We start from the raw sequence: 22,252 nt of genomic DNA, 5'->3' as shown, positions 1-22,252 counted from the left end.
CGCCCCTGCGCGGGGCCGCACTTGACCCGTGCCCCATTAACACCGAAAACGTCAACAAAAGGCTTGAGCCGTAAGGGGATTTTGCTAACGTGCCCCTCCCGGTGTGACGCCGGTATCCTATGCAGGGAGCGAGTGGATGAAACTCAGCATTGAACGCGGCACGCTGCTCAAGGCCGTAGCGCAGGCGCAATCCGTCGTCGAGCGGCGCAACACCATTCCGATCCTTGCCAACGTCCTCATCGAAGCCGAGGGCGACACCGTGCAGTTCCGCGCCACCGATCTCGATATCGAGGTGGTCGACAAGGCCCCCGCCAAGGTCGAACGCGCTGGCGCCACCACCGTCAACGCCGTGATGCTCCACGAGATCGTTCGCAAGCTGCCCGATGGCGCGCTGGTCACCCTGACCGATGACAGCGCCACGGGCCGCCTCACCGTCGAGGCGGGGCGCTCGAACTTCAACCTCGCCACCCTCCCGAAAGAGGATTTTCCGGTGATGGCGTCGTCGGAATATGCCAGCAATTTCAGTGCCCCCGCGCCTGTGTTGCTTCGCCTTTTCGACAAGTCGAAATTCGCCATTTCCACCGAAGAGACCCGCTATTACCTCAACGGTGTCTACATGCATGTCGCCGATGCCGAAGGCGGCAAGGTGCTGCGCTGCGTGGCTACCGATGGCCACCGTCTTGCCCGCATCGACGCCGATCTGCCCATCGGCGCCGAGGACATGCCCGGCGTGATCGTGCCCCGCAAAACCGTGGGCGAGCTGCGTAAGCTTCTGGAAGATGACGACATGAAGATTGCCGTCTCGGTCTCGGAAACCAAGGTGCGCTTCGCGACCCCCGACATCACCCTGACCTCCAAGGTGATCGACGGCACGTTCCCCGACTACACCCGCGTCATTCCCCAGGGCAACACCCGCAAGATGGAAGTGGACGCCGCCGAATTCGCAAAGGCCGTGGACCGTGTGGCCACCGTCAGCTCCGAACGCTCCCGTGCCGTGAAACTGACTCTGGACGAAGACCGCCTCATCCTGTCGGTCAACGCTCCCGACAGCGGCGCCGCCGAGGAAGAGCTTGCCGTGGCTTACGGCGACGAACGTCTGGAAATCGGCTTCAACGCCAAATACCTGCTGGAAATCGCAAGCCAGGTGGATCGTGAAAACGCCGTGTTCATGTTCAACTCGTCGGGCGACCCCACCCTGATGCGCGAAGGCAACGATACCAGTGCGGTCTATGTCGTCATGCCGATGCGGGTTTAACCCTGGCTGTCATGCTTCAGAATAACGGGACGGCAAGCGATGCTTTGCCGTCCCTTTTTCTTGTTCTCTGGACGTAATCGGGCCGATGGGATCTCTCCACATCTCCAGACTGACGCTCTCGCATTTCCGCTCGCACAAGGGCGCAAGGCTGGATGTCGATGCGCGCCCCGTGGCGATTTACGGCCCCAACGGCGCGGGCAAGACCAACATTCTCGAAGCGGTGTCGCTGTTTTCTCCGGGTCGCGGCCTTCGTCGGGCGGCCGCGCAGGATATGGCCCGCCGCCCCGAGGCGCTTGGCTGGAAGGTGACCGGTATCCTGCACTCTCTGCATCAGCTGCACGAGGTCGAGCTGTGGTCCGAGGAAGGCGCCGCCCGTCAGACCCGGATCGATGGCAAGCCCGCTGCGCAAACCGCCCTTGGCCGGATCGCGCGTGTGCTGTGGCTGGTGCCCAGCATGGACCGGCTCTGGATCGAAGGCACCGAAGGCCGCCGCCGCTTTCTCGATCGCATGACGCTCAGTTTCCGGCCCGATCATGCCGATATCTCGCTGACTTATGAAAAAGCCATGCGCGAACGCAACCGCCTGCTCAAGGATCAGGTGCGTGATGCGCATTGGTATGTGGCTCTGGAACGGCAATTGGCCGAAACCGGCGCGGCGATCCACGCCAATCGCCTCTATGCGCTCGATCAGTTGCGCGAGGCGCAGGCTCAGGCTGAAACAGCCTTTCCCGCCGCCGACCTCGATCTGATCTCGACCGAGGCCGACATGCCGGACACCCCCGCCGATCTGGCCGAGGCGCTGGCCGAAAGCCGGTTTCGCGATCTGGCCGCTGGCCGCACCCTGATCGGGCCGCACCGCGCCGATCTTTACGGGGTCTATGCCGCCAAGGGCGTGCCCGCCCGCGATTGTTCCACCGGCGAGCAAAAGGCCCTTCTGGTCTCGCTGATCCTGGCCAATGCCCGGGCGCTGGCCCGAGATTTCGGCGCACCGCCGCTCTTGCTGCTCGATGAGGTGGCAGCCCATCTTGACGCCGGTCGCCGTGCGGCGCTCTATGACGAAATCTGCGCGCTTGGCGCTCAGGCGTGGATGACGGGCACCGGGCCAGAGCTGTTCTCGGACCTGGGCGACCGCGCGCAATATATCGAAGTGACCGAAACCGATGGCATCAGCCGGATCGACGAAAGGCTCGCCCCGTGACATCCCCTGTCCTGCCCCCTCAGCGCGTGACGCTCGTCACCCTTGGTGTCGATGATTTTGAGCGGGCGCCTTGGTATCACTCGGCGCTTGGCTGGACGGCCCCTGCATGACCCTGAGCCTGTCCGATCTGGCGCTCTATGCCGGTGCGCTGCTGATCCTGTTCCTGACGCCGGGTCCGGTGTGGCTGGCGATGCTGGCGCGGTCGATGTCGGGGGGCTTTCATGCCGCATGGCCCTTGGCGCTTGGCGTCGTGGTGGGCGATATGCTCTGGCCGTTTCTGGCCATTCTCGGCGTCACATGGATCGTGTCGGTGTTTTCCGGCTTCATGATCGCGCTGCAGGTGCTTGCGGTCCTGATGTTCGTCGGCATGGGGGCGCTTTTGATCCGCAATGCCGACCGCTCCATCGCCGCCGACAGCCGCCTGACCCGCCCCGGCAAATGGGCGGGGTTCATGGCCGGTCTGGCGGCGATCCTCGGCAATCCCAAGGCGATCCTGTTCTACATGGGCGTGCTGCCGGGGTTCTTCGATCTTCAGCGCATCACGCCCCCCGACATCGCCGCGATCGTGTTCTTGTCCTTCGCCGTGCCGCTCGTGGGCAACCTGTCGCTGGCGCTGTTCGTGGACCGCATCCGCCGGGTGATGAATTCCCCCGCCGCGATCCGTCGCACGAATGTCATTTCCGGCTGGCTTCTGATCGGCGTCGGTGTCCTCATCGTCTTCACCTGACCCGCTTTTCGCACCCGCGGCACCGACACGATACCGACGTAATACCGACGTGATACCGATGCGGTTTTTCGCCCTTCCTCCACGGACCCGAATTGTCGCCCATAACCACAAAATATTGGGGTAAACGCGTGACATCCCCCCTATAAAATCGTATAAAATCATAAAAGTACGAAGGATGATACGGATGGCCGAAGCAGTACCGTCGCCTGACGAATATGGCGCCGATTCGATCAAGGTTCTCAAGGGGTTGGAGGCCGTCCGCAAACGCCCCGGCATGTATATCGGCGACACCGACGACGGCTCCGGCCTCCACCACATGGTCTACGAAGTCGTCGACAACGGCATCGACGAAGCCCTCGCCGGCCACGCCGATGCGGTCAATGTCACGATCCACGCGGATTCCAGCATTTCCGTCAGCGACAACGGCCGCGGAATCCCTGTCGAAATCCACGAAGAAGAAGGCGTTTCCGCAGCCGAGGTCATCATGACCCAGCTTCACGCCGGTGGTAAATTCGACCAGAATTCCTACAAGGTTTCAGGCGGTCTGCATGGCGTCGGTGTCTCGGTCGTCAACGCCCTGTCCGAATGGCTGGAATTGCGGGTCTGGCGCAATGGCAAGGAACACTACGCGCGCTTCGAAGGCGGCGATACGGTCGAACATCTGCGGGTGGTTGGTGACGCCAATGGCCGCAAAGGGACCGAGGTGCGTTTCCTTGCATCGACTGAGACATTCTCGAACCTCGAATACAGTTTTGACACGCTGGAAAAGCGCCTGCGGGAATTGGCCTTCCTGAACTCCGGTGTGCGCATCATCCTGCGTGATGAACGCCCCGCCGAACCTTTGGTGACTGAGCTGCACTATGATGGCGGCGTGCAGGAATTTGTCAAATATCTGGACCGTCACAAAACCTCGATGATCGCTGAGCCGATCTCGATCAACGGGGAAAAGGACGGTGTCGGTGTCGAGGTGGCGATGTGGTGGAACGACAGCTATCACGAAACGGTTCTGCCCTTTACCAACAACATTCCGCAGCGTGATGGCGGCACCCATATGGCGGGGTTCCGCGGGGCGTTGACCCGGACGATCCAGAAATACGCTCAGGAAAGCGGCATCGCAAAGCGCGAAAAAGTCACCTTCACAGGGGATGATGCCCGCGAAGGGTTGACCTGTGTGCTGTCGGTCAAGGTGCCCGATCCAAAATTTTCAAGCCAGACAAAAGACAAGCTGGTCAGTTCCGAAGTGCGACCGGCGGTCGAAGGGCTGGTTTACGAAAAGCTGACCGAGTGGTTCGAAGAAAATCCCAACGAAGCCAAGCAGATCGTCGGCAAGATCATCGAGGCTGCAATGGCCCGCGAAGCGGCCCGCAAGGCCCGTGACCTGACCCGTCGCAAGACGGCGATGGACGTGAATTACCTTGCCGGAAAACTCAAGGATTGTTCCGAAAAAGACCCGTCGAAAACCGAATTGTTCCTTGTCGAGGGCGACAGCGCCGGTGGCTCGGCCCAGACTGGCCGGGATCGCTCGACACAGGCTGTTCTTCCCCTACGAGGCAAGATCCTGAACGTGGAGCGCGCACGATTTGACCGGATGCTGGGCAGCCAAGAGATTGGTAATCTTGTCGTGGCCCTCGGAACCGGGATTGGCCGGGATGAATTCAATATATCGAAACTGCGCTACCACAAGATCGTCATCATGACCGACGCTGACGTGGATGGTGCGCATATCCGAACGCTCTTGCTGACGTTTTTCTATCGCCAGATGCCGGAACTTATTGAAAATGGGTATCTCTATATCGCGCAACCACCCCTCTACAAGGTGATGCGCGGTAAGTCCGAAGTGTATCTCAAGGATGAACCCGCGCTTGAGGATTACCTGATTCAGCAGGGCACGGATGATGCGATGCTGCGCCTTGGATCGGGTGAGGAAATCGTCGGGCAGGATCTGGTTCGGATCGTTGAGGAAGCCCGTCAGACAAAGCGTATTCTTGAAGCGTTTCCAACCCATTACCCTCGCCACATCCTTGAGCAGGCCTCCATCACCGAGGCCTTCATGCCCGGACGTGCCGATGCCGATCTGCAAGGGGTGGCCGATGCGATTGCGAAACGGCTGGATTTGATCGCTCTGGAATACGAGCGTGGCTGGCAAGGCCGCGTGACGCAGGATAATGGCATCCGCCTCACCCGCAGCCTGCGCGGTGTCGAGGAAATTCGCACGCTCAATGGTCCCATCCTCAGGGGCGGCGAGGCGCGCAGACTGGGCCAGTTGACTGCATCACTGCGCGAAATCTATGAGTTTCCGGCCAAGCTGGTTCGCAAGGATCGCGAACAAGCGATTTACGGGCCTCTGGACCTGCTGGATGCAATTCTGAAAGAAGGTGAAAAAGGTCTGACCTTGCAACGCTACAAGGGTTTGGGCGAAATGAACCCGGGTCAGCTGTGGGAAACCACGCTGGATCCGGACGCCCGTACGCTGCTGCAGGTGAAAATCGACGATGTCGCAGAGGCGGATGATCTGTTCACCAAGCTTATGGGCGACGTGGTGGAGCCTCGACGCGAGTTCATTCAGCAAAACGCGCTGAATGTCGAAAACCTGGATTTCTGACACCACGTCCTGACATAGCGGCACCGATGCAAACGGATGAAACCGGGCCGGGCCCTGCAAGATGCAGGCCCGGCCCGGTTGATTTAGGCGCCAGGGGTCAAGCAACCGAAAGCCGCTCGACCTCCTTGATCTGCGGTATCCAGGACCCGCTGTCATAGCGCCACGCGATCTGGCCCTGATCGTCCATGGCACTCAGCGCAAGCCAGCCATTGTCGAACAGGGCCCTGACATCGGGGTTACGGTCCAGTACTGCGGAAATTGCCTCGGTCGGGGCTTCCAGCACCACGTGAAGCCGCAAGGGCTCGTGCCGCAAGCTGTCCCCATCATGCACGGACTGCCACGGCAGGCCGGCACGCAGCAGGCCGCCATTACCCTCGACCACACCGATGCCGCCGGTGACATTGTGGATCAGTTTGTTGCCCGCCCCAAAGGCCTCGGGTGCGACCGATGAGCCGTAATACTGAAGCGAAATCCAGCTTGCCACGACCACAGGCGCGGTCAGGATCAGTTCCAGTGTGCCAAACCCCTTGTCTGCATGCCAATCGTAGCTGTGCAGGAAGCTGCGCCCCCCAAGGTCCCGCCCGACACTGCGATGCCGCGGTGCCGCGATGAACGCGCTACATCCGGCAAGCCCCCATTCGGGCCGCAGATCCGACCAATCGCCGCCCCGGAGCGCCAGCTGCTCGGCATCATTCGCCCGGGGCAGAACCACCGAGCGTTCCAGCCGCGCAACCGCGCCGGCCTTGGCCAGCACCGCTTCGAGGCGCTCGATATCCTTGCCATGCTCGGGCATGGCAAGATCATGAAACAAGGTGACATGATCGGACACCGTATCGTGCAGACCGGCCATAAAGACGGTATCCTCGGGGATCTCGATCCCCTTGCCGACCAGACCTCCGCGGACAACCGGATCGTTCAACAGCGCCGCCAAAAGCCTTGCGTTCACATCGCCTGCATGTCCACCGCAAGCGCCGCATTGTAGGGCGCTGGCATGTGGTGCGTTCGTGACCGACGAGCCGTGTCCGGCAATCAGAACCACCCGTGCAAAGCCCTCGGTCAACGACATCGCCCTTAGCACCTGTTCTCCGGCGGCGATCCGTGCCTCGTCAGGCAGATCCACACTCGGCGCATCGCCATAGCTGACCGCCTTCACATGCGACCGGGAATCCTTGACAAGCTTGGCCACATAGAGTGGGCCGGCCGCTTCGACGAAGGCAAAAGCCGACACTGCCGCCATCTTGAAGCGGCCCCAGGCGCGCACCGCCCGGCGATGAAGCCTTTCGGCCCAATCCGCATCAGGATCACCCGAAGACACAGACTCCAAACCGGCATTCAGTAGAACAGGCGCTCGCATTTCGACGATGTCCGAAGCCTTTGCCCGATGCGCCACGGGCAACCCGAAGAACCCTGCGAAACCGATGGTCTCGACCTCTGGACCGGACTGCTCCAACGCACGCCGGAACACCTCGGAGCGGACATCGATGCAGAAGGCGGCCTGAATTGCGGGCCGTTCTTCGGTAGCGTCGGGGCTTGGGGTTCCACAGAGCGTCGTGGCCAGCGCATCTTCTGAGGCTCTGTCCGCGGCATCTTGAAGGGCTGCGTCAAGGATGTGATCCTTGCTCGGCGCCAAGTCTTCGGCATAAGCCGAAAGGGTTTTGTGCCACTTGGCCTTGACCTTGTCGTCATGAACCTCAAGCAAGGCCGCGTCCCAGACCAGCCGCACCGCCAGCAGATCAAAGCAACTGTCGTTGCGTGTGCCGTCCCGCTCAGCAAGCCAGCCTTTGCTGCGGGCAAGCTGTGCCCAGCCACCCAGGGTCATCAGCAGCCGATGGAAATAGAGCGGTGCGGATTGCGGCGCGAGGTCCAGTTTCTCGCAGGCCATAGCAAGCGCCATCCGTGGATCATCGGGCATGGAAGCCACATGCGCCGCAAAACCGGGCAGCCCGGCGATACCCGTGCTGAGATCGCGGCTGGCAAAGGCGCGCCATGATGCGAATACCCCGCCCTTGGGCGCAGGCCAAAGGGCCTGACCTTCATCGAAATGCACCGCCGCCCAAAGGCTGATCCTGTCCGCAACGAAGCCGGGCCATTCAATGCCTGTCTCTTGCGCAACAAGATCCGCAACCGTGGGAAGCGCGGTATCGATCGGCGTGGCCCGCTTGGCAGCGTCCCGCAGATCGGCCACCGACACGCCCGCGCTCGATGCCGTAGCCGCAAGATGACCCTCCTTGATCCGACCATCTGCGATACGCGCAGCATAGTCGCTGCGCTCGGGGAAAATGCGAATTCCGGCCGTTTTGGATAGCCGCGCGGCTGTCAGCGCCCGCGACTCGTGCAGCTGTCCGAGGAATGGGTTCACAGCGACCGTGGCATCCAGCGGAAAGGCTGGAGGAATTTGACCGATTGCGCCTTTTGCAGCGTTGAACAACTCAAGCGTGGCACCCGGAAAGTTGAGATACTGAAACGTCATGGTTTATCCTTTCTTCGGAGCCCAACGCCCGGCCATCCGGTCGCTAAGTGCATTGAGATAAAGACCGTTCATCAGGTGAACCCGCATGCCCGTCGCGGCGGGATGACCCGCCCAAAGCGGGAAGGTGGCCTGTGCGATGGCCGCAAGGCCAAAGCTTGCAACCGCCAGAACAATCACTGCCCAGATCAGCCCGTCAGGCACCGGCGGCGGTGGAAGCGTTCCTGCAGACAGGGCCGTGGAGCCAGCTTGAAAGCCGAAATAGGCAAGTGTCGCAAAGCCCGACATCACGGCTGTGCGCCAGGTGAGTGCCCGAGGTGCTGCATCCGCAAGCCCCTGCGCAATGAGATACGCCACGCCGAAGATGAGGATTGCACCAAGCGCGATAGCCTGTGGCGGTTTTTCCCACATCACGAACCCTGCACCGATACACAGGAAGATCGCCAGCGAGATCGCGAAAGCCTTGGTCACGGCCTTGAGCCCGGGAACAGCGACCGGTCCGGGCCTGCGGATCGACGCGACCTGCTCGACAGCACCTCCTGACGCGAGGAAGGCATGGGCCTTGTAAAGCGAATGCGCCACGATATGCAGCAGCGCCAGCGGAAACAGGGCGAGGCCGATCTGCAATACCATGAACCCCATCTGTGCACAGGTGGACCATGCCAGTGCCGTCTTGACCGACGGTTGCGTCAGCGCGACCGCAGCACCGACCAGGGCGCTGAAGCCACCAATCAGGGCCAGAAGCGCAAGAACACCAGGAGCCATCAGAAGGACATCGGCAAAGCGGATCAAGAGGAAGCCGCCCGCATTGACGACACCTGCATGAAGCAGGGCTGATACCGGCGTGGGGGCTTCCATGACCTCGGTCAGCCAACCATGTGTCGGGATAAGCGCCGATTTGAACACCGCCGCAACCGACAACAGCACCGCCGCCAGCCAGATGGTGCCGGGCACGCTGCCCGACCGGGCCGCTTCCGTGATCGTGGCGATATCGGCGGTGCCAAACCCTTGGATCAATATGCCTGCCGCGGCCAGCAAAGCGCCGCTTCCGATAAGGCCGCAAACGGTTTTCTTCCTTGCTGCGCGCTGCGCCTGTTTGCGGTCGGGATAGAATAGCAGCAACCGATGCAGGCCCACGCCCACGGCCACCCATGCAACAACCAGTTGGACAAGGTTCCCCGATGTCACCAGAAGCAGAACGCAGGCTAGGGTGACGGACATGCCGATCATGAAACGCCCGTGCCGGGCCTCGCCGTCAAGCGCCGTGCGCGAGAACCGAAGCACCACCCAGCCGACAAACGCAACCGTTAGCGCCATACTGACGCTCACGATATCCGTACGCACTGAAAGCCCGGCGCCGCCGACCCCCATGACTGGGCTTGTGCCCGGGCCATTTGCCCACAGCATGAAGCCTGTTGCCACGCCAACACCAACAGCGACCAGCGCCGCCCATTCAGGCAGGCGAAGGGACCAATGCGCACGCGAAGCGGGCCTGAGATACAGCGCGAGTGCGGCCATCAAAAGTGTGAGCGGGGCAACAAAGGGAAGCAGCGACATGAGAAACCTCCGAAATGATTTCAGCCGGTTTAGCTGCGTTGCAGCATAAGTAAAAATACATTGTAAAGCTAATACCGTTCGATAAAATAGAACTATGGCAGATTTGAATTATCATCACCTGAGGTATTTCCGGGCCGTGGCGCATGACGGCAACCTGACCCGTACCGCCGAACGTCTGAACCTGTCGCAATCGGCGCTGTCGACCCAGATCAAGCAGCTTGAAGCGCGCATGGGTCACAAGCTGTTCGAGCGGCAAGGGCGGGGGCTTGCCCTGACTGAAGCGGGGCGGATCGCGCTGGATCATGCCGACAGGATTTTCACTGCAGGTGACGAGCTTGTGGCCACCCTCAACCGCACTGGCGCCGCGCGCCAGCCCATCCGGATTGGTGCCCTTTCGACACTTTCGAGAAACTTCCAGCTTGAATTTCTGCGCCCCATCATAGGGCGGGATGATCTTGATATCATTCTGCGATCCGGTGGCGCGACGGTCCTTCTCGAAGCCCTGCAATCGCTGACTTTGGATGTGGTGTTGACCACCGAACCGCCGGGACGCGACGCTTTTTCCGGCTTCACCTCGCACCGCATTTCAGAACAACGCGTGGGGGTCTACGGAACGGCCCGACGGATGCACCACACGTCTCTAGGATCCCTTCTGGCGTCCGAGCCGGTGATCCTTCCCACGGAAAGTTCGATCAGGACCGGATTTGACAGCCTCACCGCGCGTTTGGGTGTGACCGCGCAAATCGCCGCCGAGGTGGATGACATGGCTATGGTCCGCCTTCTGGCCCGAGAGGATGCGGGCCTTGCCATCACGCCTGCGGTGGTCTTGGCCGATGAGATCGCCAACGGTCTGCTGCAAGCGGCCCCGTTCGATCTGGATATCGTCGAAAGCTTCTATGCGGTGACGGTCAATCGCAGCTTTCCCAACCCGGTGGTGAAAGACCTGATCGGGCGCTGATGCGCGTCAGGGGATCACCACGATCTTGCCGACATGGCGCTTTTCCTCGAACGCGGCCTGGGCCTTGACCAGATCGCGCACCGCATAGGTTTCGGCCAGAAGCGGTTTGATCTCACCGCGTTCAATGTATGTGACCACATCTGCGAAAATATTGGCCGGTATGACCGTCGATCCAAGAAGCGTCAGATCCCGGAGATAGACCTGCCGCAAGTCCAAAGTCACCTCCGGCCCGGCGATCGCCCCCGAGCAGACATAGCGCCCACCGCGTTCCAGCACGCCGATCAACTGGGGCCACAAGGAACCGGCGACCACATCGGCGATAACCGTTACGGCTTCGTTCCCAAGCGCCAAGCGCAGGTCGTCGGGCGCGCGGGGCAGGATCAGGTCAGGCTCCAGAACGCCGAGCTCCGGGTGTTTTTCTTCGGATGCAAGTGCGATCACACGCGCTCCGCGTCGTTTGCCCAACTGCACCAAAGCGCTGCCAACCCCGCCCGAGGCACCCGGCACCAGAACCGTATCCGCAGCACCCACATCGGCCCGCGCCAACATGGCCTCGGCGGTGGTATAGCTGCACTGGAACGTGGCCAGTTCCGCGTCACTCAGCGGGCTGTCCACGATCATCATGTTGCGCGGATCGACCCGTGCATACTCGGCGAACCCGCCGTCACACTCGCTGCCGAAATACAGCGCGCGGTTCATGTCCTCGGGCGCTTTCCAATCGCGCTGCCAACCGTCGATCATGACCCTTTTGCCGATGAGGCTGGGGTCTGTCCTGTCGCCGACCGCTGCGATTGTGCCGACGGCATCAGCGCCTTGGATCAAAGGGAACCGGACCGGGCGGCCCGACCAGCCGGTCTTTCCATACCACCCGGTTCGGGTATTCACATCGGTCGCATTAAGGCCACAGGCACCGATCTTGACAACCACTTCGCGCGGACCGGGCAAGGGTGTGGGCCAGTCCTCGTGCCACTCGTATTTCTCCGGTCCGCCATGTCCCGTAAGGACCATGGCTTTCATCGTCGCTGGCAGAAGCATCCCGCGATATTCCCTTGTCCTCGTGTCATGTCGTCGCTTGTCCACGATCAACAGCCATGCCGCGAATTATAGGGATCCGGGAGCGTCTGAAAACAGAGGCTTGCGCCAAATCGGCGCCGAACTGCGTCAGACCGGGCCGTAAGGCCCGGACTGTCAGTTGATCGAAGAGGTCACGCCAGCCGGTTGGCCCACGACCACAAAAGTCAGGCGCGAGGGGTCCAGAAGCCCTTGGGCGACCCGGTTCACGTCATCCAGCGTGACCGCGTTCACCATGTCGTTCCGGTTGGCGATGTAATCTGTGGACAGGCCCTGCATCTGCATGTTCACGGCAATCCGCGCGATCGGGGCATTGCCATCGAACCGCAAAGGATAGGCGCCGGTCAGGAAGGTCTTCGCGTTTTCCAATTCTTCGGCGGTAACCCCGGTATCGCGCATCCGTGCCCATTCCGAACGGATCACGTCAATCGTCTCGGCGATCCGATCATTGGCGGATGCAACGCCACCCATCAACAACTCGGCGCTGTCGCGATCCATGAGGTAGGACGAAATCCCATACGTCAGGCCGCGTTTCTCGCGCACTTCATGCATCAACCGGCTTTCAAACGAGCCTCCACCAAGAATGTGGTTAAGCACGAACGCGGGAAAGAAATCGGGATGTTCCTGATCTATACCGGGTTGCGCGAAAACGGCGACCGCCTGAGGCGTCTCGAATTCGACAACCTGAATGCCGCCGGGCAGGTTGAGGTCGGCAACCCCCGGCAACGGCGCGCCCTCTGCCGGCAGATCGAGAAGCAGACCGTCGAGCAAGGCAACAAGCTCGTCGCGGGTGATGTCACCAACCGCGCTGACATAAAGCCGGTCGCGGGTCATGGATGCCTGATGGGCGGCAACGATATCCTCACGGGTCAGGCTGGCCACGCTCTCCAACGTCCCGGAAAGCGAGCTTCCATAGGGATGGTCGCCAAAAACAAGCGCATCGAAGGCCGTGCTGGCGATGTCCTGAGGGTCTTTTGCGCTCGACCTGATGCCGGAATTCACCTGCTCGCGGACACGGTCGATGGCGTCCTGATCGAACCGCGGATTCACAAGGCTCTTGCGTAGCAAAGTCATAGCCTGATCCCGATTTTCGGTCAGAAATCGCGCCGAAACGCTCAAGGTGTCGTCCGAAACGTCATATCTGAAGGACGCGGCAAGCGCTTCGGTCGCGCGGGCAAAGGCGCGGGAATCCATGTCTCCTGCGCCTTCCTCCAGAAGACCGACCATGAGATTTGTAACACCGCGCTTGCCTTCGGGGTCCAGTGACGCGCCGCCTCTGAACCGCAATTCAAGCGCGACGAAGGGAATGGAATGATCCTCGACCAGCCAGGCGTCGATGCCGCCAGGGGTCGTCACTTCCTCGATCTCGATGGTCGCCCATGCGGGCATAGCCGCAAAAAAAGCGGCGAAGGCAAAAACAAAACGCATCATTGGGTCACCTCGGGTGCTTTCAGCCATCCGGTTACCGACTTGTCGCGGTCGAACACCTCGTGTGCTGCCTCGACGATCTGCTCAGGGGTCACCGCCTGCAGGATATCCGGCCAAGCCTGGACATCCTCGACGGTCAGTCCTTGGGTCAGTGCGCGACCATAGCGATTGGCCAGCTGGCCGACATCGTCACGTGCGTAGATCTGCGAGGCGCGGACCTGCATCTTGATCCGCTCCAGCTGTTCGGGATCGACGCCGGTTTCGAGGAAGCTGACGATCACTTCGTCCATCGCATCCTCGGCCTGCTGCAAGGTCACACCGGGCGCCGGGACTACGACCATCGTGAAGGTCGTGTCGTCCAGTGACGTACCCCAGTAATATGCTGCAGTATTGACCGCCCGCTGCGTTTCGAACTGCAGCTTTTCCGCCATGAGCGACGTCGTTCCGCCCCCGAGGATTTCTGCAAGAAGCGTGAGCGCCGCCGCTTTTTCCTGCTCGCCGCTGTCGCGTTCGGGCGCAAGATAGGATCGGGTGACATAGGGCTGCGCCACACGCGGATCTTCGAAGATCATCCTGCGCTCGGCCATTTGCCGGGGTTCCTGCGGGCGGCTCCGCTCGGGGAGGTCGGGATTTGCCGGGATCTTGCCGTAATGCGTTTCGGCAAGCGCGCGCACCTCGTTGGGCTCCACGTCTCCGGCGACGATCAGGACGGCATTGTTTGGTGCGTAATAGGTCTTGTAGAAGTCCAGAGCATCCTCCATCCCGAGATTGGACATCTCGTGCTGCCATCCGATGATCGGATCGCCATAAGGATGGTTGAGATATTGCAACGCGCTTTTTTGCTCGCGGAACAGACCGGCGGGATTGTTTTCGACTCTCTGGTTGCGCTCTTCGATGATGACGTTCAATTCCGTCGCGATATCCTCTTCGGTCAGACGCAGGTTAACCATGCGGTCGCTTTCCATCTGCATCATCAGCCCAAGCCGATCAGCGGCGACCCTCTGAAAGTACGCGGTGTAATCATAGCTGGTGAACGCGTTATCCGAGCCGCCGTTCTTTGCCACAGTCGCCGAAAACTCGCCCGGCTCCAGCGAATCCGTGCCCTTGAACAGCAGGTGTTCGAGATAATGCGCGATGCCCGATGATCCGGGCGGCTCATCCGAAGAGCCGGCACGATACCAGACCATATGCACGACGACCGGCGCGCGATGGTCTTCGATCACAACCACATCCATGCCGTTATCCAGCGTGAAGGAGGTGACCTGATCCGCGGCTGCCACCGGGAGTGCGGTCGCAACCATAAGACTCAAACTGGCAATCAACTGGCGCATAGAGCGTCTCCGTTTCCCTGCAGGTGTCGCGCAGTAGATACGGTGCCGCGACGGCGAATCAAGCGTCTTGACGCGGATGTGAGCGGCTGCGTCAGTCCTCTTTCGGCGGCGCGCTCGGTGTATCTATGCCGCTGCGGCGTAGGCGTTCTTCTTCGGCGTGGGAATCCAGCCACTGATCCTTGTAGGCGTCGGCATAATTGTCTCGGGGACCGATGCGCAGAACATTCACACGCCCATAGCTGCGCCGGATATCGGCGTCTTCCGCCGCCAGCGTTTCACGAATGGCCGGTTGTGTCCCGTTGCGCGAGGCATAGCGCAGCAATCCGGCATCCGACGCTGCAGGTGTGGTGACAGCCAATGCCGCCGGGTTTCCACCAAGTGCGGCCACGCCGTCAGCCTTGGGATCCTGATCGGTCAGGTTCCGTGCGCCCGGCGTGGGCGCGGGAAGCGCCGAGTAGCTTTCGGGTGTCTGCAGGGGTTTCGAGGGCAAGATCGAAAACTCGTCAGGCCCGTCCCCGGTATTCGTGATCCGGGTCAGCGTCACGTCTTCGCCGCGGTTGCCGCAGGCGGTCAACAGACCCAGTGTGACGATCATTACAGTGCAGCGCGGCAAGATCATTGCCAGTCTCCTTGGATGTCGCCGACAGATGTATCGTATCCTGAGCCCGAGGTCACGAGGCGTTTTTCTCGGACGGCGTGAACAGAACCAGCCCGATCGCACCGGCAAAAACCGAAATGTCGGCAACATTGAAAGCATAGGGATTGTTGAGCCCGCAGCAGGACATGTTCAGGAAGTCCGCCACCGCGCCATAAATGATCCTGTCGATCACATTCCCGATTGCGCCGCCCACGAGCAGTCCGGCCGAGATCGCCTGCCAGCGACCACCCGGCTCCCGATGGACCCACCACAGGACTCCGCCTGAAATGAACAGCGCCACAAGGATCAGCGCCCAACGGGTTGTCGGACTGTCCTGTGACAGCAGACCGAAATTGATCCCGTAATTCCACGCCATGCGCAAATTCAGGTAGGGCGGAAACACGTCGATCGCACCAAGGCGCGCAAGGTCGAGACCATGCACGATCCAATACTTGGTCACCTGATCCAGGATGAAGATGAAGATCGCAACCCAGAACACCAAACGCATAACCTGTCCCCTTAATGCCGGAAATGGCGCATGCCGGTCATGACCATGGCAAGCCCGGCCTCGTCGGCGGCGGCGATCACCTCGTCGTCGCGCATCGAGCCACCGGGCTGGATCACGGCTGTGGCGCCGGCTTCGGCAGCGGTCAGGAGGCCGTCGGCAAACGGGAAGAACGCATCGGAGGCCACGACGCTGCCTTGGGTCAACGGGGCGTCGAGACCCAGTGTCGCGGCCATGTCCTCGGCCTTGCGGGCGGCGATACGGCAACTGTCTACACGGCTCATCTGTCCGGCGCCGACGCCGACGGTGGCCCCGTCACGAACATAGACGATGGCATTGGATTTCACATGCTTGGCGACGCGCCAGGCAAACAGCATATCGGCCATTTCGCGATCAGTCGGCGCGCGCTTGGTCACGACCTTCAGCTCGCTTTCCTGCAAGCGGCCATTGTCCTTGTCCTGCACCAGATATCCACCCGAGACCTGCCGCAGCATCAGACCCGCCTCGGAGGGATTGGCCAGACCCGGCGTCGTCAGAAGGCGCAGGTTCTTCTTGCTGGCAAAGACGTCCCGAGCCTCCTGATGGGCGCCGGGCGCGATCACCACCTCGGTGAAGATCTGGCAGATTTCCTCGGCGGTTTCACGATCCAGCGTCATGTTCAGCGCGATGATCCCGCCGAAAGCCGATGTGCGGTCGCAGTCGAAGGCGCGGGCATAGGCCTCTTTCAACGTCGCGCCGCGGGCCACGCCGCAGGGATTGGCGTGCTTGATGATCGCGCAGGCCGGACCGTCCTTGGGAAGAAACTCGCTGACCAGCTCGAAGGCGGCATCGGTGTCGTTGATGTTGTTGTAGCTCAGTTCCTTGCCCTGATGCTGGGTGGCGGTGGCCACGCCGGGGCGGTTGCTGCCATCCACGTAGAAGGCAGCGCGCTGATGTGGGTTTTCGCCATAGCGCAGGGTTTGTGCAAGCTTGCCCGCGACGGCGCGACGCCGCGGCGCTTGCTCGTCCAAGGCATCCGCCATCCAGGTGGAGACCGCCGCATCATAGGCCCCGGTGCGCGCATAGGCGGTGAGCGCAAGGCGCTGTCGGAACGCATAGCTTGTCTGCCCGTCATTGGCGGCAAGTTCGTCGAGAAGCGGTTGATAATCCTCGACATCCACGATGACATTGACGAATGCGTGGTTCTTGGCGGCGGCACGGATCATGGCAGGACCGCCGATGTCGATATTCTCGATGCAGGTGGCATAATCGGCGCCCTTGGCCACGGTCTCTTCGAAGGGGTAGAGATTGACCACCAACAGATCGATGGGCTGGATGCCATGTGCGGTCATCGCGGCCATGTGCTGATCGTTGTCGCGCAGGGCCAGAAGCCCGCCATGCACGCCGGGATGCAGGGTCTTCACGCGCCCGTCCATCATCTCGGGGAAGCCGGTGACATCTGCCACATCCCGAACAGTCAGACCGGCCTCGCGCAGGGTCTTGGCGCTGCCGCCGGTGGACAAAAGCTCGACCCCCCGATCGGCAAGGGCCTGTCCCAGTTCGACCAGTCCGGTCTTGTCGGAAACGGAAAGAAGGGCTCGGCGCACGGGGGCGAGATCGGTCATGGGCAGCGGATCCTCGGGTCTGTCTGTGTCAGTCTTGGGTCGGTTCAATCGATATCGGTCACCGGCTCGGGCGTGTCTTGCGCCAGGTCGCGGATGCCGATTGGCGTCTCCTGCGCCTTGGCGAGTGACCATCTTGTGCGCGTCGCATACTCCATCACGCGACCGGATAGAACGATTTGTTTGGTCGCACGCGGCTTGAGGCGGTTTTTTTCAAGATAAACACTGGGTTCAAGCGACAGTTTCACTGTCCCATCGGACCGGAACACCCAGATCTCACCGCTTTTGAGGGCCATGGACACGGCGGCTCCCCCCATGTCGAGGCTGGCATCCACATCGGGGTGCAGGTGGAACCGGATCTCGAATGTGACGCCCTGTAGCGTCACAGCATCCATCGCCCTGTCGAAACGGCGGCGGTCGGTTTCGTTGAGCGTCCGCAACATGTCCTCACCGGCCACGCCGCGCCCGTCGAAGGTCAGATCAAGGCTGCGGGCATGGGTGAGGCCGTGACTGCCGGTATAGCCATCATGCCCACCCTCGAAGCGGATGCCATCCGAGGCGCGGCTGAGCTTGACCGGCACGTTTCGGGGGGCGTCGATCAACAGGGCGTGCCGTTCGGACCCCTTGGTGAGCCGGGCGCTGGACCGGCCGGCAAGGATCAGGGTGGAGTGCGACGGTGTGGCACGGCCCGCGCGGCGCCATTGCAGGCCGAAGCTGGCGCCGGAGCCGCAGTTCACGATCAGCGGGCGGCGGCCCGAGGTCAGCTCGAACGCAAGTGTCGAGGCATGGGCATTGCCCGAAGCCTTGCCCGAAGGAGGCGGCGCGGCGTCCACGATGATCGAGGTTCGACCGGCGCTGAGACGGGCGTAACCCATTGATAACCCGTCAGGTTGCTGCGTCTTGACGCCGCTGTTGGCAAGCGCGTTGTCCAGCCGGCCCTCAAGCCCCTTGCCGCCGCCATGAAACCGCGCCAGCCCGCCATCGGCATGGCGCAGGGTGCGCAGGGTGGGGGCGATGCGTTCGATGGCGGACCAATGCGCCTCGGACGGGGCGCGGCCCGATTCGCCCAAGGCGACCGAGGCCCATGTCAGAAGGGTGAAAACCTCGAGCAATTCCTCGGGGTTACGGGTGGCTAGGCCACCGGCGTCGTCGATCTGGCGGTCGCATTCGCGGGCCAAAGCGGCCACGGCGGGGGCGATATGGGTTTCCATGCCCTCAAGCGACAGTCCGGCATAGACAAGCCCGGTTAACGCTTCGAATCGCGGCAGGCCGGGGCGCGAGGCCTTCCAACGGCGACCAAGAAAAATTGTCTGTTGTGCCAAGGACTTGTAGAAAGCCTTGGTGCGGTCGGCGGACTGACCGCTGAGCACGAAAAGCGCGTGATTTATCCAGCGGATCAGTCGGCGACCCGCGAGATCCGGGGTCCAGCCGGGGCCACGACCGGCACCATAGCGGTCAATCCATGTCCAGAGCCAATCCTGAGCGCAGGATCGGCAGCGCGGATCGGCGGCGGCGGCCAGATCATCGAGCCAGCCAAAGCCGTGCATCGCATCCGAAAAAGCCGCATCCGGCGGATCCAGATCCCAGATGCTTGTCTCGGGCTGTTGCAAAAGATGGCCGGAAAACAAGAAGTTGCCAGCGGCCAACTGCCGACCGCGCGCATAGCTTCCGATGGTGCGGGGTTCGGGCTGCGACACGAAAGCGGTGATCGGGCGCGACCAAGTGGCGCGCCTTGCGGCGGCGCGGTTCATGAGGCGCGTCCAGCGCGCCGACAGGGTATCGGGTTGTAACATTTACCGTGCCTCTGCACGCTCTTGCTGGCGTTGTGGCGAAACTATAGCCGCCGAGACCGGGCAAGTCACCGACGGATTGCGTGCCGGGCGGCGAGTTTAGTACGAGTTGTACGAAACCGACACGCATTCAGGACCAAATTCGAGTCCAAGCCGCAGATTTGTGTCCATCCCGTACGCAAATCGGCCCAAGCCTGCCCGGATCGCGCCCGGCTCAGGACGCCGGAGCGGGCCGCAGACAGGCGATGTAGAAGCCGTCCATCCCGCCCAGATCGGGCCAGTGGTCGGGACGCAGACGCAACCCGCCCTCGTCGGTGATCCATGCAGGGTCGATCCCCGGCAGACCGGCAACGGCGCCCCGGTCGACCGAGAGGCCCGGATGACGACCGAGCGCTTCGTCAACCTGGCATTCACCTTCGTCCGGTAGAAGCGAGCAGGTGCAGAACACCAGCCGCCCACCCGGCTTGAGAAGGGACAGAGCATGATCCAGCATCGCCGCCTGCAGCGCGATCAGCGCGCCGAACTCGGACCCGTCCTTGGCGAAGGGCAGATCGGGATGGCGGCGGATCGTGCCGGTGGCCGAACAGGGCGCATCCAGCAGCACCGCGTCATAGGGGCCGCCCGCATGTTCAAGCGCGTCGCCGGTGATGCAATTGGCCGAATATCCGCAGCGTTCAAGGTTCTCGCGCACACGGGCCATGCGTTTTTCGGACAGATCGAGCGCCGTCACATTGGCCCCGGCGGCGCAAAGCTGCAGGGTCTTGCCGCCCGGTGCGGCGCAGAGATCCAGCACCGCCTCATGCGGTTGGGGGTCCAGCACGCGGACGGGCAAGGCGGCGGCGGCATCCTGCACCCACCAGTCGCCCGACGTGTACCCCGGCAGCGCCGAGACCTGCCCGGCGTCGGACAGGCGCACCGAGCCGGTGGGCAACAGCGTGCCCTGCAGGCGTTCGGCCAAGGCGACGGCATCGCCGCGCGCGGTCAGATCGAGCGGCGCACCGGCGAATTGCGCTTGCTCCATCTGCGCCACGGCCCCGGCCCCCCAGGCCGAGACCAGCGGTTCGCGCAGCCATCGCGGCAGGCGCGGCACCCGAAGATCGTTCCAAGTGCCCGGCCCGTCAGCGGCCATCTTGCGCAGCACCGCGTTGATCAACCCCTTGAGGTTGCCATAGCGGCGGTGAGAGCCGACAAGGGCGACCAGATCGTTGACCACGCCATGCGCATCGCCGCCCATGCACAGCTCGACCGTGCCGAGACGCAGGATGTTGAACACATGCAGGGGCGGGGGTTTGCGCAGGTGACGCTTGAGCAGACGGTCGGCGCGTTCGATGCCGCGCAGCGTGTCGGTGGCAAGGCGCTGGGCGCGGGCGCGGTCAGCGGGATCGAGCCGGTCCAGCGCCCCGGAGGAGATGAGATCGGACATCAGCCGCCCTTCGCCCAGCACCTGATCGAGCAGATGGACCGCGCTGCGGCGGGCGGACGGTGCGGGCTGTGACATCTGGCATCCTTGGCTTGGGGCAAGGCTGGCATATATCAAGGGGCGAAGAGCAAAGGAACCCCGACGATGAGCGATGACATCTCCGATCTGCCGCCCGCCGCGCAACGCGCCCTGGCCGAGGCCGAGGAACGTCGGCGCAAGGCCGAAGCGCTTGATCTGCCCAAGGAACTTGGTGGGCGGCGCGAAGGGCTTGAGCCCGTGCGCTATGGCGACTGGGAGAAGAAGGGCCTTGCGATAGACTTCTGATCGCGGGCCGCGTGGCTATTGCAGGCGAAGATCGGCGAAATCGCCGGTTCCTTGATCGGAAATGAAGCGCAGCGTCTGGTTCTTGACCTGAACCGCCTGACAATTGGCGCCGATCTCGTAATCGCCCCAATAGATGTTGCGGCAGAAATAGCCCGAACGCCAATCCCAGGCGCCGGTCACGTTACGACCGAAGGCGCGACCCTTGATCTGGCCATCGTCGGTCACATCCAGCTGGATGCCGAAGCGCGTGAGCTTGCGCCCATCCACCAGCGAGACGAATGTCTTTTCATCCGAGATTTGAGAAAATCCTTCAGCGGCAGCGGGCAGGGGCGCCGCGACGGCAAAGCTCAGAAAAGTGAGGGCACAGAGACGCATAATCCACGATCCTTCACGCTAACAAACGAGTCGGTCTTGGATACTATACGGGTCAGCGCCCCATGCGGATCAATTTTCGTTGAGCCCCAGCACATCCATCATGTCATATTCGCCGGGTTTGCGCCCCTGACCCCAGAGGGCCGCCTTGAGAGCGCCGCGCGCGAACACGGCCCGGTCGGTGGCGATGTGGCGCAGGATCACACGCTCGCCGGTGGCTGCGAACATCACGTCGTGTTCGCCCACGATATCGCCGCCCCGGATCGCGGAAAATCCGATATCGCCGCGCCGCCGCTTGCCGGTGATCCCGTCGCGGCCCCGATCCGAGACGTCGTCAAGCCGCACACCGCGCCCAAGGGCCGCCGCCTCACCCAGCATCAGGGCGGTGCCCGAGGGGGCATCGACCTTCTGGTTGTGATGCGCCTCGATCACCTCGATGTCGAAGTCCTCGTCCAGGGCTGCGGCGACCTTGCGGGTGAGCTGCACCAGAAGATTGACGCCAAGGCTCATGTTGCCGGCGCGGATGATCGTGGCGTGGCGCGCGGCGGCGCCGATGGCGGCGAGATCGTCATCACTGAGACCGGTGGTGCCGATCACATGCACGCAGCGCGCCTGAGCCGCGATCCCGGCAAATTCCACGGTGGCGGCGGGGGCGGTGAAATCGATCACCGCATGGGCGCGGGCAAAGGCTTCGAGCGGATCGTCCGTCACGGCGAGATTGATCGGCGCGCCACCCATCGCCTCGCCCAGATCGCGTCCGATCCAGTCATGCCCCGTGCGTTCCAGCGCGCCGACAAGCTGCGCGCGCGGACTGTCGAGCACGGTGCGGATCAGCATCTGGCCCATGCGCCCCGAGGCGCCGGTGATCACAATGCCGGGCAGGTCTGTCATGTCGCGGTCTCCGGTTGGCAAACGGGTCTGGTGTCTGGTGGGTTGTGTAACGCGGGCCGGGGGCGGCGCACAATGGGGAACAGGGCGCGGCAAGGGCCGGGCGCGCGCATTCGTCTTG

18 protein-coding genes are annotated in these 22,252 nt (G+C 62.3%); 6 read left to right on the top strand and 12 right to left on the bottom strand.

The annotated features are described in order from the left end of the window. The first annotated feature begins 136 nt into the window (after positions 1 to 136). From dnaN to gyrB, 4 genes are all read left to right on the top strand, one after another. Positions 137 to 1,255: a DNA polymerase III subunit beta gene (gene dnaN, locus RAZWK3B_RS01835; protein ID WP_007811689.1), complete on the top strand. Its 1,119-nt coding sequence runs from the start codon at positions 137 to 139 to the stop codon at positions 1,253 to 1,255. 85 nt (positions 1,256 to 1,340) lie between these two features. Further along, positions 1,341 to 2,453 (top strand): DNA replication/repair protein RecF, encoded by a 1,113-nt coding sequence (gene recF / locus RAZWK3B_RS01830; RefSeq protein WP_007811687.1) that lies wholly within the window; start codon positions 1,341 to 1,343, stop codon positions 2,451 to 2,453. Positions 2,454 to 2,559: 106 nt separating this feature from the next. Further along, positions 2,560 to 3,180, top strand: a complete 621-nt coding sequence (locus RAZWK3B_RS01825; protein WP_007811685.1) for a LysE family translocator — start codon at positions 2,560 to 2,562, stop codon at positions 3,178 to 3,180. Positions 3,181 to 3,364: 184 nt separating this feature from the next. After that, positions 3,365 to 5,782: a DNA topoisomerase (ATP-hydrolyzing) subunit B gene (gene gyrB, locus RAZWK3B_RS01820; RefSeq protein WP_007811683.1), complete on the top strand. Its 2,418-nt coding sequence runs from the start codon at positions 3,365 to 3,367 to the stop codon at positions 5,780 to 5,782. A gap of 97 nt (positions 5,783 to 5,879) precedes the next feature. On the opposite strand, the gene RAZWK3B_RS01815 is transcribed toward gyrB, so the two are convergent. Together RAZWK3B_RS01815 and RAZWK3B_RS01810 are read right to left on the bottom strand one after the other, a co-directional pair. Further along, entirely contained in the window at positions 5,880 to 8,252 is a 2,373-nt protein-coding gene (locus tag RAZWK3B_RS01815; RefSeq protein WP_007811681.1) for a YbcC family protein, read from the bottom strand. 3 nt (positions 8,253 to 8,255) lie between these two features. Further along, positions 8,256 to 9,806 (bottom strand): proton-conducting transporter transmembrane domain-containing protein, encoded by a 1,551-nt coding sequence (locus RAZWK3B_RS01810; protein ID WP_007811678.1) that lies wholly within the window; start codon positions 9,804 to 9,806, stop codon positions 8,256 to 8,258. A 94-nt stretch (positions 9,807 to 9,900) separates the two neighbouring features. On the opposite strand from RAZWK3B_RS01810, the gene RAZWK3B_RS01805 reads away from it, so the two are divergent. After that, complete coding sequence (locus tag RAZWK3B_RS01805; RefSeq protein ID WP_007811676.1) at positions 9,901 to 10,764, top strand: LysR family transcriptional regulator; 864 nt, start codon at positions 9,901 to 9,903, stop codon at positions 10,762 to 10,764. A 6-nt stretch (positions 10,765 to 10,770) separates the two neighbouring features. Here the strand turns inward: RAZWK3B_RS01805 and RAZWK3B_RS01800 are convergent, their stop codons facing one another. From RAZWK3B_RS01800 to RAZWK3B_RS01765, 8 genes are all read right to left on the bottom strand, one after another. Next, positions 10,771 to 11,781 (bottom strand): alcohol dehydrogenase catalytic domain-containing protein, encoded by a 1,011-nt coding sequence (locus tag RAZWK3B_RS01800; RefSeq protein ID WP_157132137.1) that lies wholly within the window; start codon positions 11,779 to 11,781, stop codon positions 10,771 to 10,773. Positions 11,782 to 11,952: 171 nt separating this feature from the next. Beyond that, complete coding sequence (locus tag RAZWK3B_RS01795; protein ID WP_050774152.1) at positions 11,953 to 13,266, bottom strand: M16 family metallopeptidase; 1,314 nt, start codon at positions 13,264 to 13,266, stop codon at positions 11,953 to 11,955. Further along, positions 13,263 to 14,594: a M16 family metallopeptidase gene (locus tag RAZWK3B_RS01790; RefSeq protein ID WP_007811669.1), complete on the bottom strand. Its 1,332-nt coding sequence runs from the start codon at positions 14,592 to 14,594 to the stop codon at positions 13,263 to 13,265. The genes RAZWK3B_RS01795 and RAZWK3B_RS01790 overlap by 4 nt, the downstream gene beginning before the upstream one ends. A gap of 91 nt (positions 14,595 to 14,685) precedes the next feature. Next, positions 14,686 to 15,213 (bottom strand): DUF3035 domain-containing protein, encoded by a 528-nt coding sequence (locus RAZWK3B_RS01785; RefSeq protein WP_007811667.1) that lies wholly within the window; start codon positions 15,211 to 15,213, stop codon positions 14,686 to 14,688. Positions 15,214 to 15,265: 52 nt separating this feature from the next. Then, complete coding sequence (gene lspA / locus RAZWK3B_RS01780) at positions 15,266 to 15,739, bottom strand: signal peptidase II (RefSeq protein ID WP_007811665.1); 474 nt, start codon at positions 15,737 to 15,739, stop codon at positions 15,266 to 15,268. Positions 15,740 to 15,750: 11 nt separating this feature from the next. Then, a complete protein-coding gene (purH, locus tag RAZWK3B_RS01775) occupies positions 15,751 to 17,340 on the bottom strand; it encodes a bifunctional phosphoribosylaminoimidazolecarboxamide formyltransferase/IMP cyclohydrolase (RefSeq protein WP_007811664.1) in 1,590 nt (529 codons plus the stop codon). 44 nt (positions 17,341 to 17,384) lie between these two features. Beyond that, positions 17,385 to 19,130, bottom strand: coding sequence for a heparinase II/III family protein (locus tag RAZWK3B_RS01770; RefSeq protein WP_037294785.1), 1,746 nt, complete (start codon positions 19,128 to 19,130; stop codon positions 17,385 to 17,387). Between the two features lie 211 nt (positions 19,131 to 19,341). Then, entirely contained in the window at positions 19,342 to 20,625 is a 1,284-nt protein-coding gene (locus RAZWK3B_RS01765) for an RsmB/NOP family class I SAM-dependent RNA methyltransferase (protein WP_007811660.1), read from the bottom strand. 66 nt (positions 20,626 to 20,691) lie between these two features. Here RAZWK3B_RS01765 and RAZWK3B_RS01760 point away from each other — a divergent pair, with 66 nt between their 5' ends. Then, the gene (locus tag RAZWK3B_RS01760; protein WP_007811658.1) at positions 20,692 to 20,871 is read left to right on the top strand and encodes a DUF1674 domain-containing protein; all 180 of its coding nucleotides are present in this window, start codon (positions 20,692 to 20,694) and stop codon (positions 20,869 to 20,871) included. 15 nt (positions 20,872 to 20,886) lie between these two features. On the opposite strand, the gene RAZWK3B_RS01755 is transcribed toward RAZWK3B_RS01760, so the two are convergent. Both RAZWK3B_RS01755 and dapB read right to left on the bottom strand, forming a co-directional pair. Then, on the bottom strand, positions 20,887 to 21,246 hold the full coding sequence (locus tag RAZWK3B_RS01755) for a hypothetical protein (RefSeq protein WP_007811657.1): 360 nt from the start codon (positions 21,244 to 21,246) through the stop codon (positions 20,887 to 20,889). Between the two features lie 69 nt (positions 21,247 to 21,315). Beyond that, positions 21,316 to 22,134 (bottom strand): 4-hydroxy-tetrahydrodipicolinate reductase, encoded by an 819-nt coding sequence (gene dapB / locus RAZWK3B_RS01750; protein ID WP_007811656.1) that lies wholly within the window; start codon positions 22,132 to 22,134, stop codon positions 21,316 to 21,318. Positions 22,135 to 22,252: the final 118 nt, after the last annotated feature.

Origin of the sequence: Roseobacter sp. AzwK-3b (genome assembly GCF_000170875.1) — a bacterium.
Taxonomy (GTDB): Bacteria; Pseudomonadota; Alphaproteobacteria; order Rhodobacterales; family Rhodobacteraceae; genus Roseovarius; species Roseovarius litoreus.
The sequence above is the reverse complement of the archived record's forward strand: the minus strand, read 5'-3'. Positions and strand labels throughout refer to the sequence as shown.

Coding starts and splice junctions, on each gene's coding strand:
- dnaN (WP_007811689.1), top strand. CDS start 137: ATGAAACTCAGCATTGAACGCGGCACGCTGCTCAAGGCCGTAGCGCAG.
- recF (WP_007811687.1), top strand. CDS start 1,341: ATGGGATCTCTCCACATCTCCAGACTGACGCTCTCGCATTTCCGCTCG.
- RAZWK3B_RS01825 (WP_007811685.1), top strand. CDS start 2,560: ATGACCCTGAGCCTGTCCGATCTGGCGCTCTATGCCGGTGCGCTGCTG.
- gyrB (WP_007811683.1), top strand. CDS start 3,365: ATGGCCGAAGCAGTACCGTCGCCTGACGAATATGGCGCCGATTCGATC.
- RAZWK3B_RS01815 (WP_007811681.1), bottom strand. CDS start 8,252: ATGACGTTTCAGTATCTCAACTTTCCGGGTGCCACGCTTGAGTTGTTC.
- RAZWK3B_RS01810 (WP_007811678.1), bottom strand. CDS start 9,806: ATGTCGCTGCTTCCCTTTGTTGCCCCGCTCACACTTTTGATGGCCGCA.
- RAZWK3B_RS01805 (WP_007811676.1), top strand. CDS start 9,901: ATGGCAGATTTGAATTATCATCACCTGAGGTATTTCCGGGCCGTGGCG.
- RAZWK3B_RS01800 (WP_157132137.1), bottom strand. CDS start 11,781: ATGAAAGCCATGGTCCTTACGGGACATGGCGGACCGGAGAAATACGAG.
- RAZWK3B_RS01795 (WP_050774152.1), bottom strand. CDS start 13,266: ATGATGCGTTTTGTTTTTGCCTTCGCCGCTTTTTTTGCGGCTATGCCC.
- RAZWK3B_RS01790 (WP_007811669.1), bottom strand. CDS start 14,594: ATGCGCCAGTTGATTGCCAGTTTGAGTCTTATGGTTGCGACCGCACTC.
- RAZWK3B_RS01785 (WP_007811667.1), bottom strand. CDS start 15,213: ATGATCTTGCCGCGCTGCACTGTAATGATCGTCACACTGGGTCTGTTG.
- lspA (WP_007811665.1), bottom strand. CDS start 15,739: ATGCGTTTGGTGTTCTGGGTTGCGATCTTCATCTTCATCCTGGATCAG.
- purH (WP_007811664.1), bottom strand. CDS start 17,340: ATGACCGATCTCGCCCCCGTGCGCCGAGCCCTTCTTTCCGTTTCCGAC.
- RAZWK3B_RS01770 (WP_037294785.1), bottom strand. CDS start 19,130: ATGTTACAACCCGATACCCTGTCGGCGCGCTGGACGCGCCTCATGAAC.
- RAZWK3B_RS01765 (WP_007811660.1), bottom strand. CDS start 20,625: ATGTCACAGCCCGCACCGTCCGCCCGCCGCAGCGCGGTCCATCTGCTC.
- RAZWK3B_RS01760 (WP_007811658.1), top strand. CDS start 20,692: ATGAGCGATGACATCTCCGATCTGCCGCCCGCCGCGCAACGCGCCCTG.
- RAZWK3B_RS01755 (WP_007811657.1), bottom strand. CDS start 21,246: ATGCGTCTCTGTGCCCTCACTTTTCTGAGCTTTGCCGTCGCGGCGCCC.
- dapB (WP_007811656.1), bottom strand. CDS start 22,134: ATGACAGACCTGCCCGGCATTGTGATCACCGGCGCCTCGGGGCGCATG.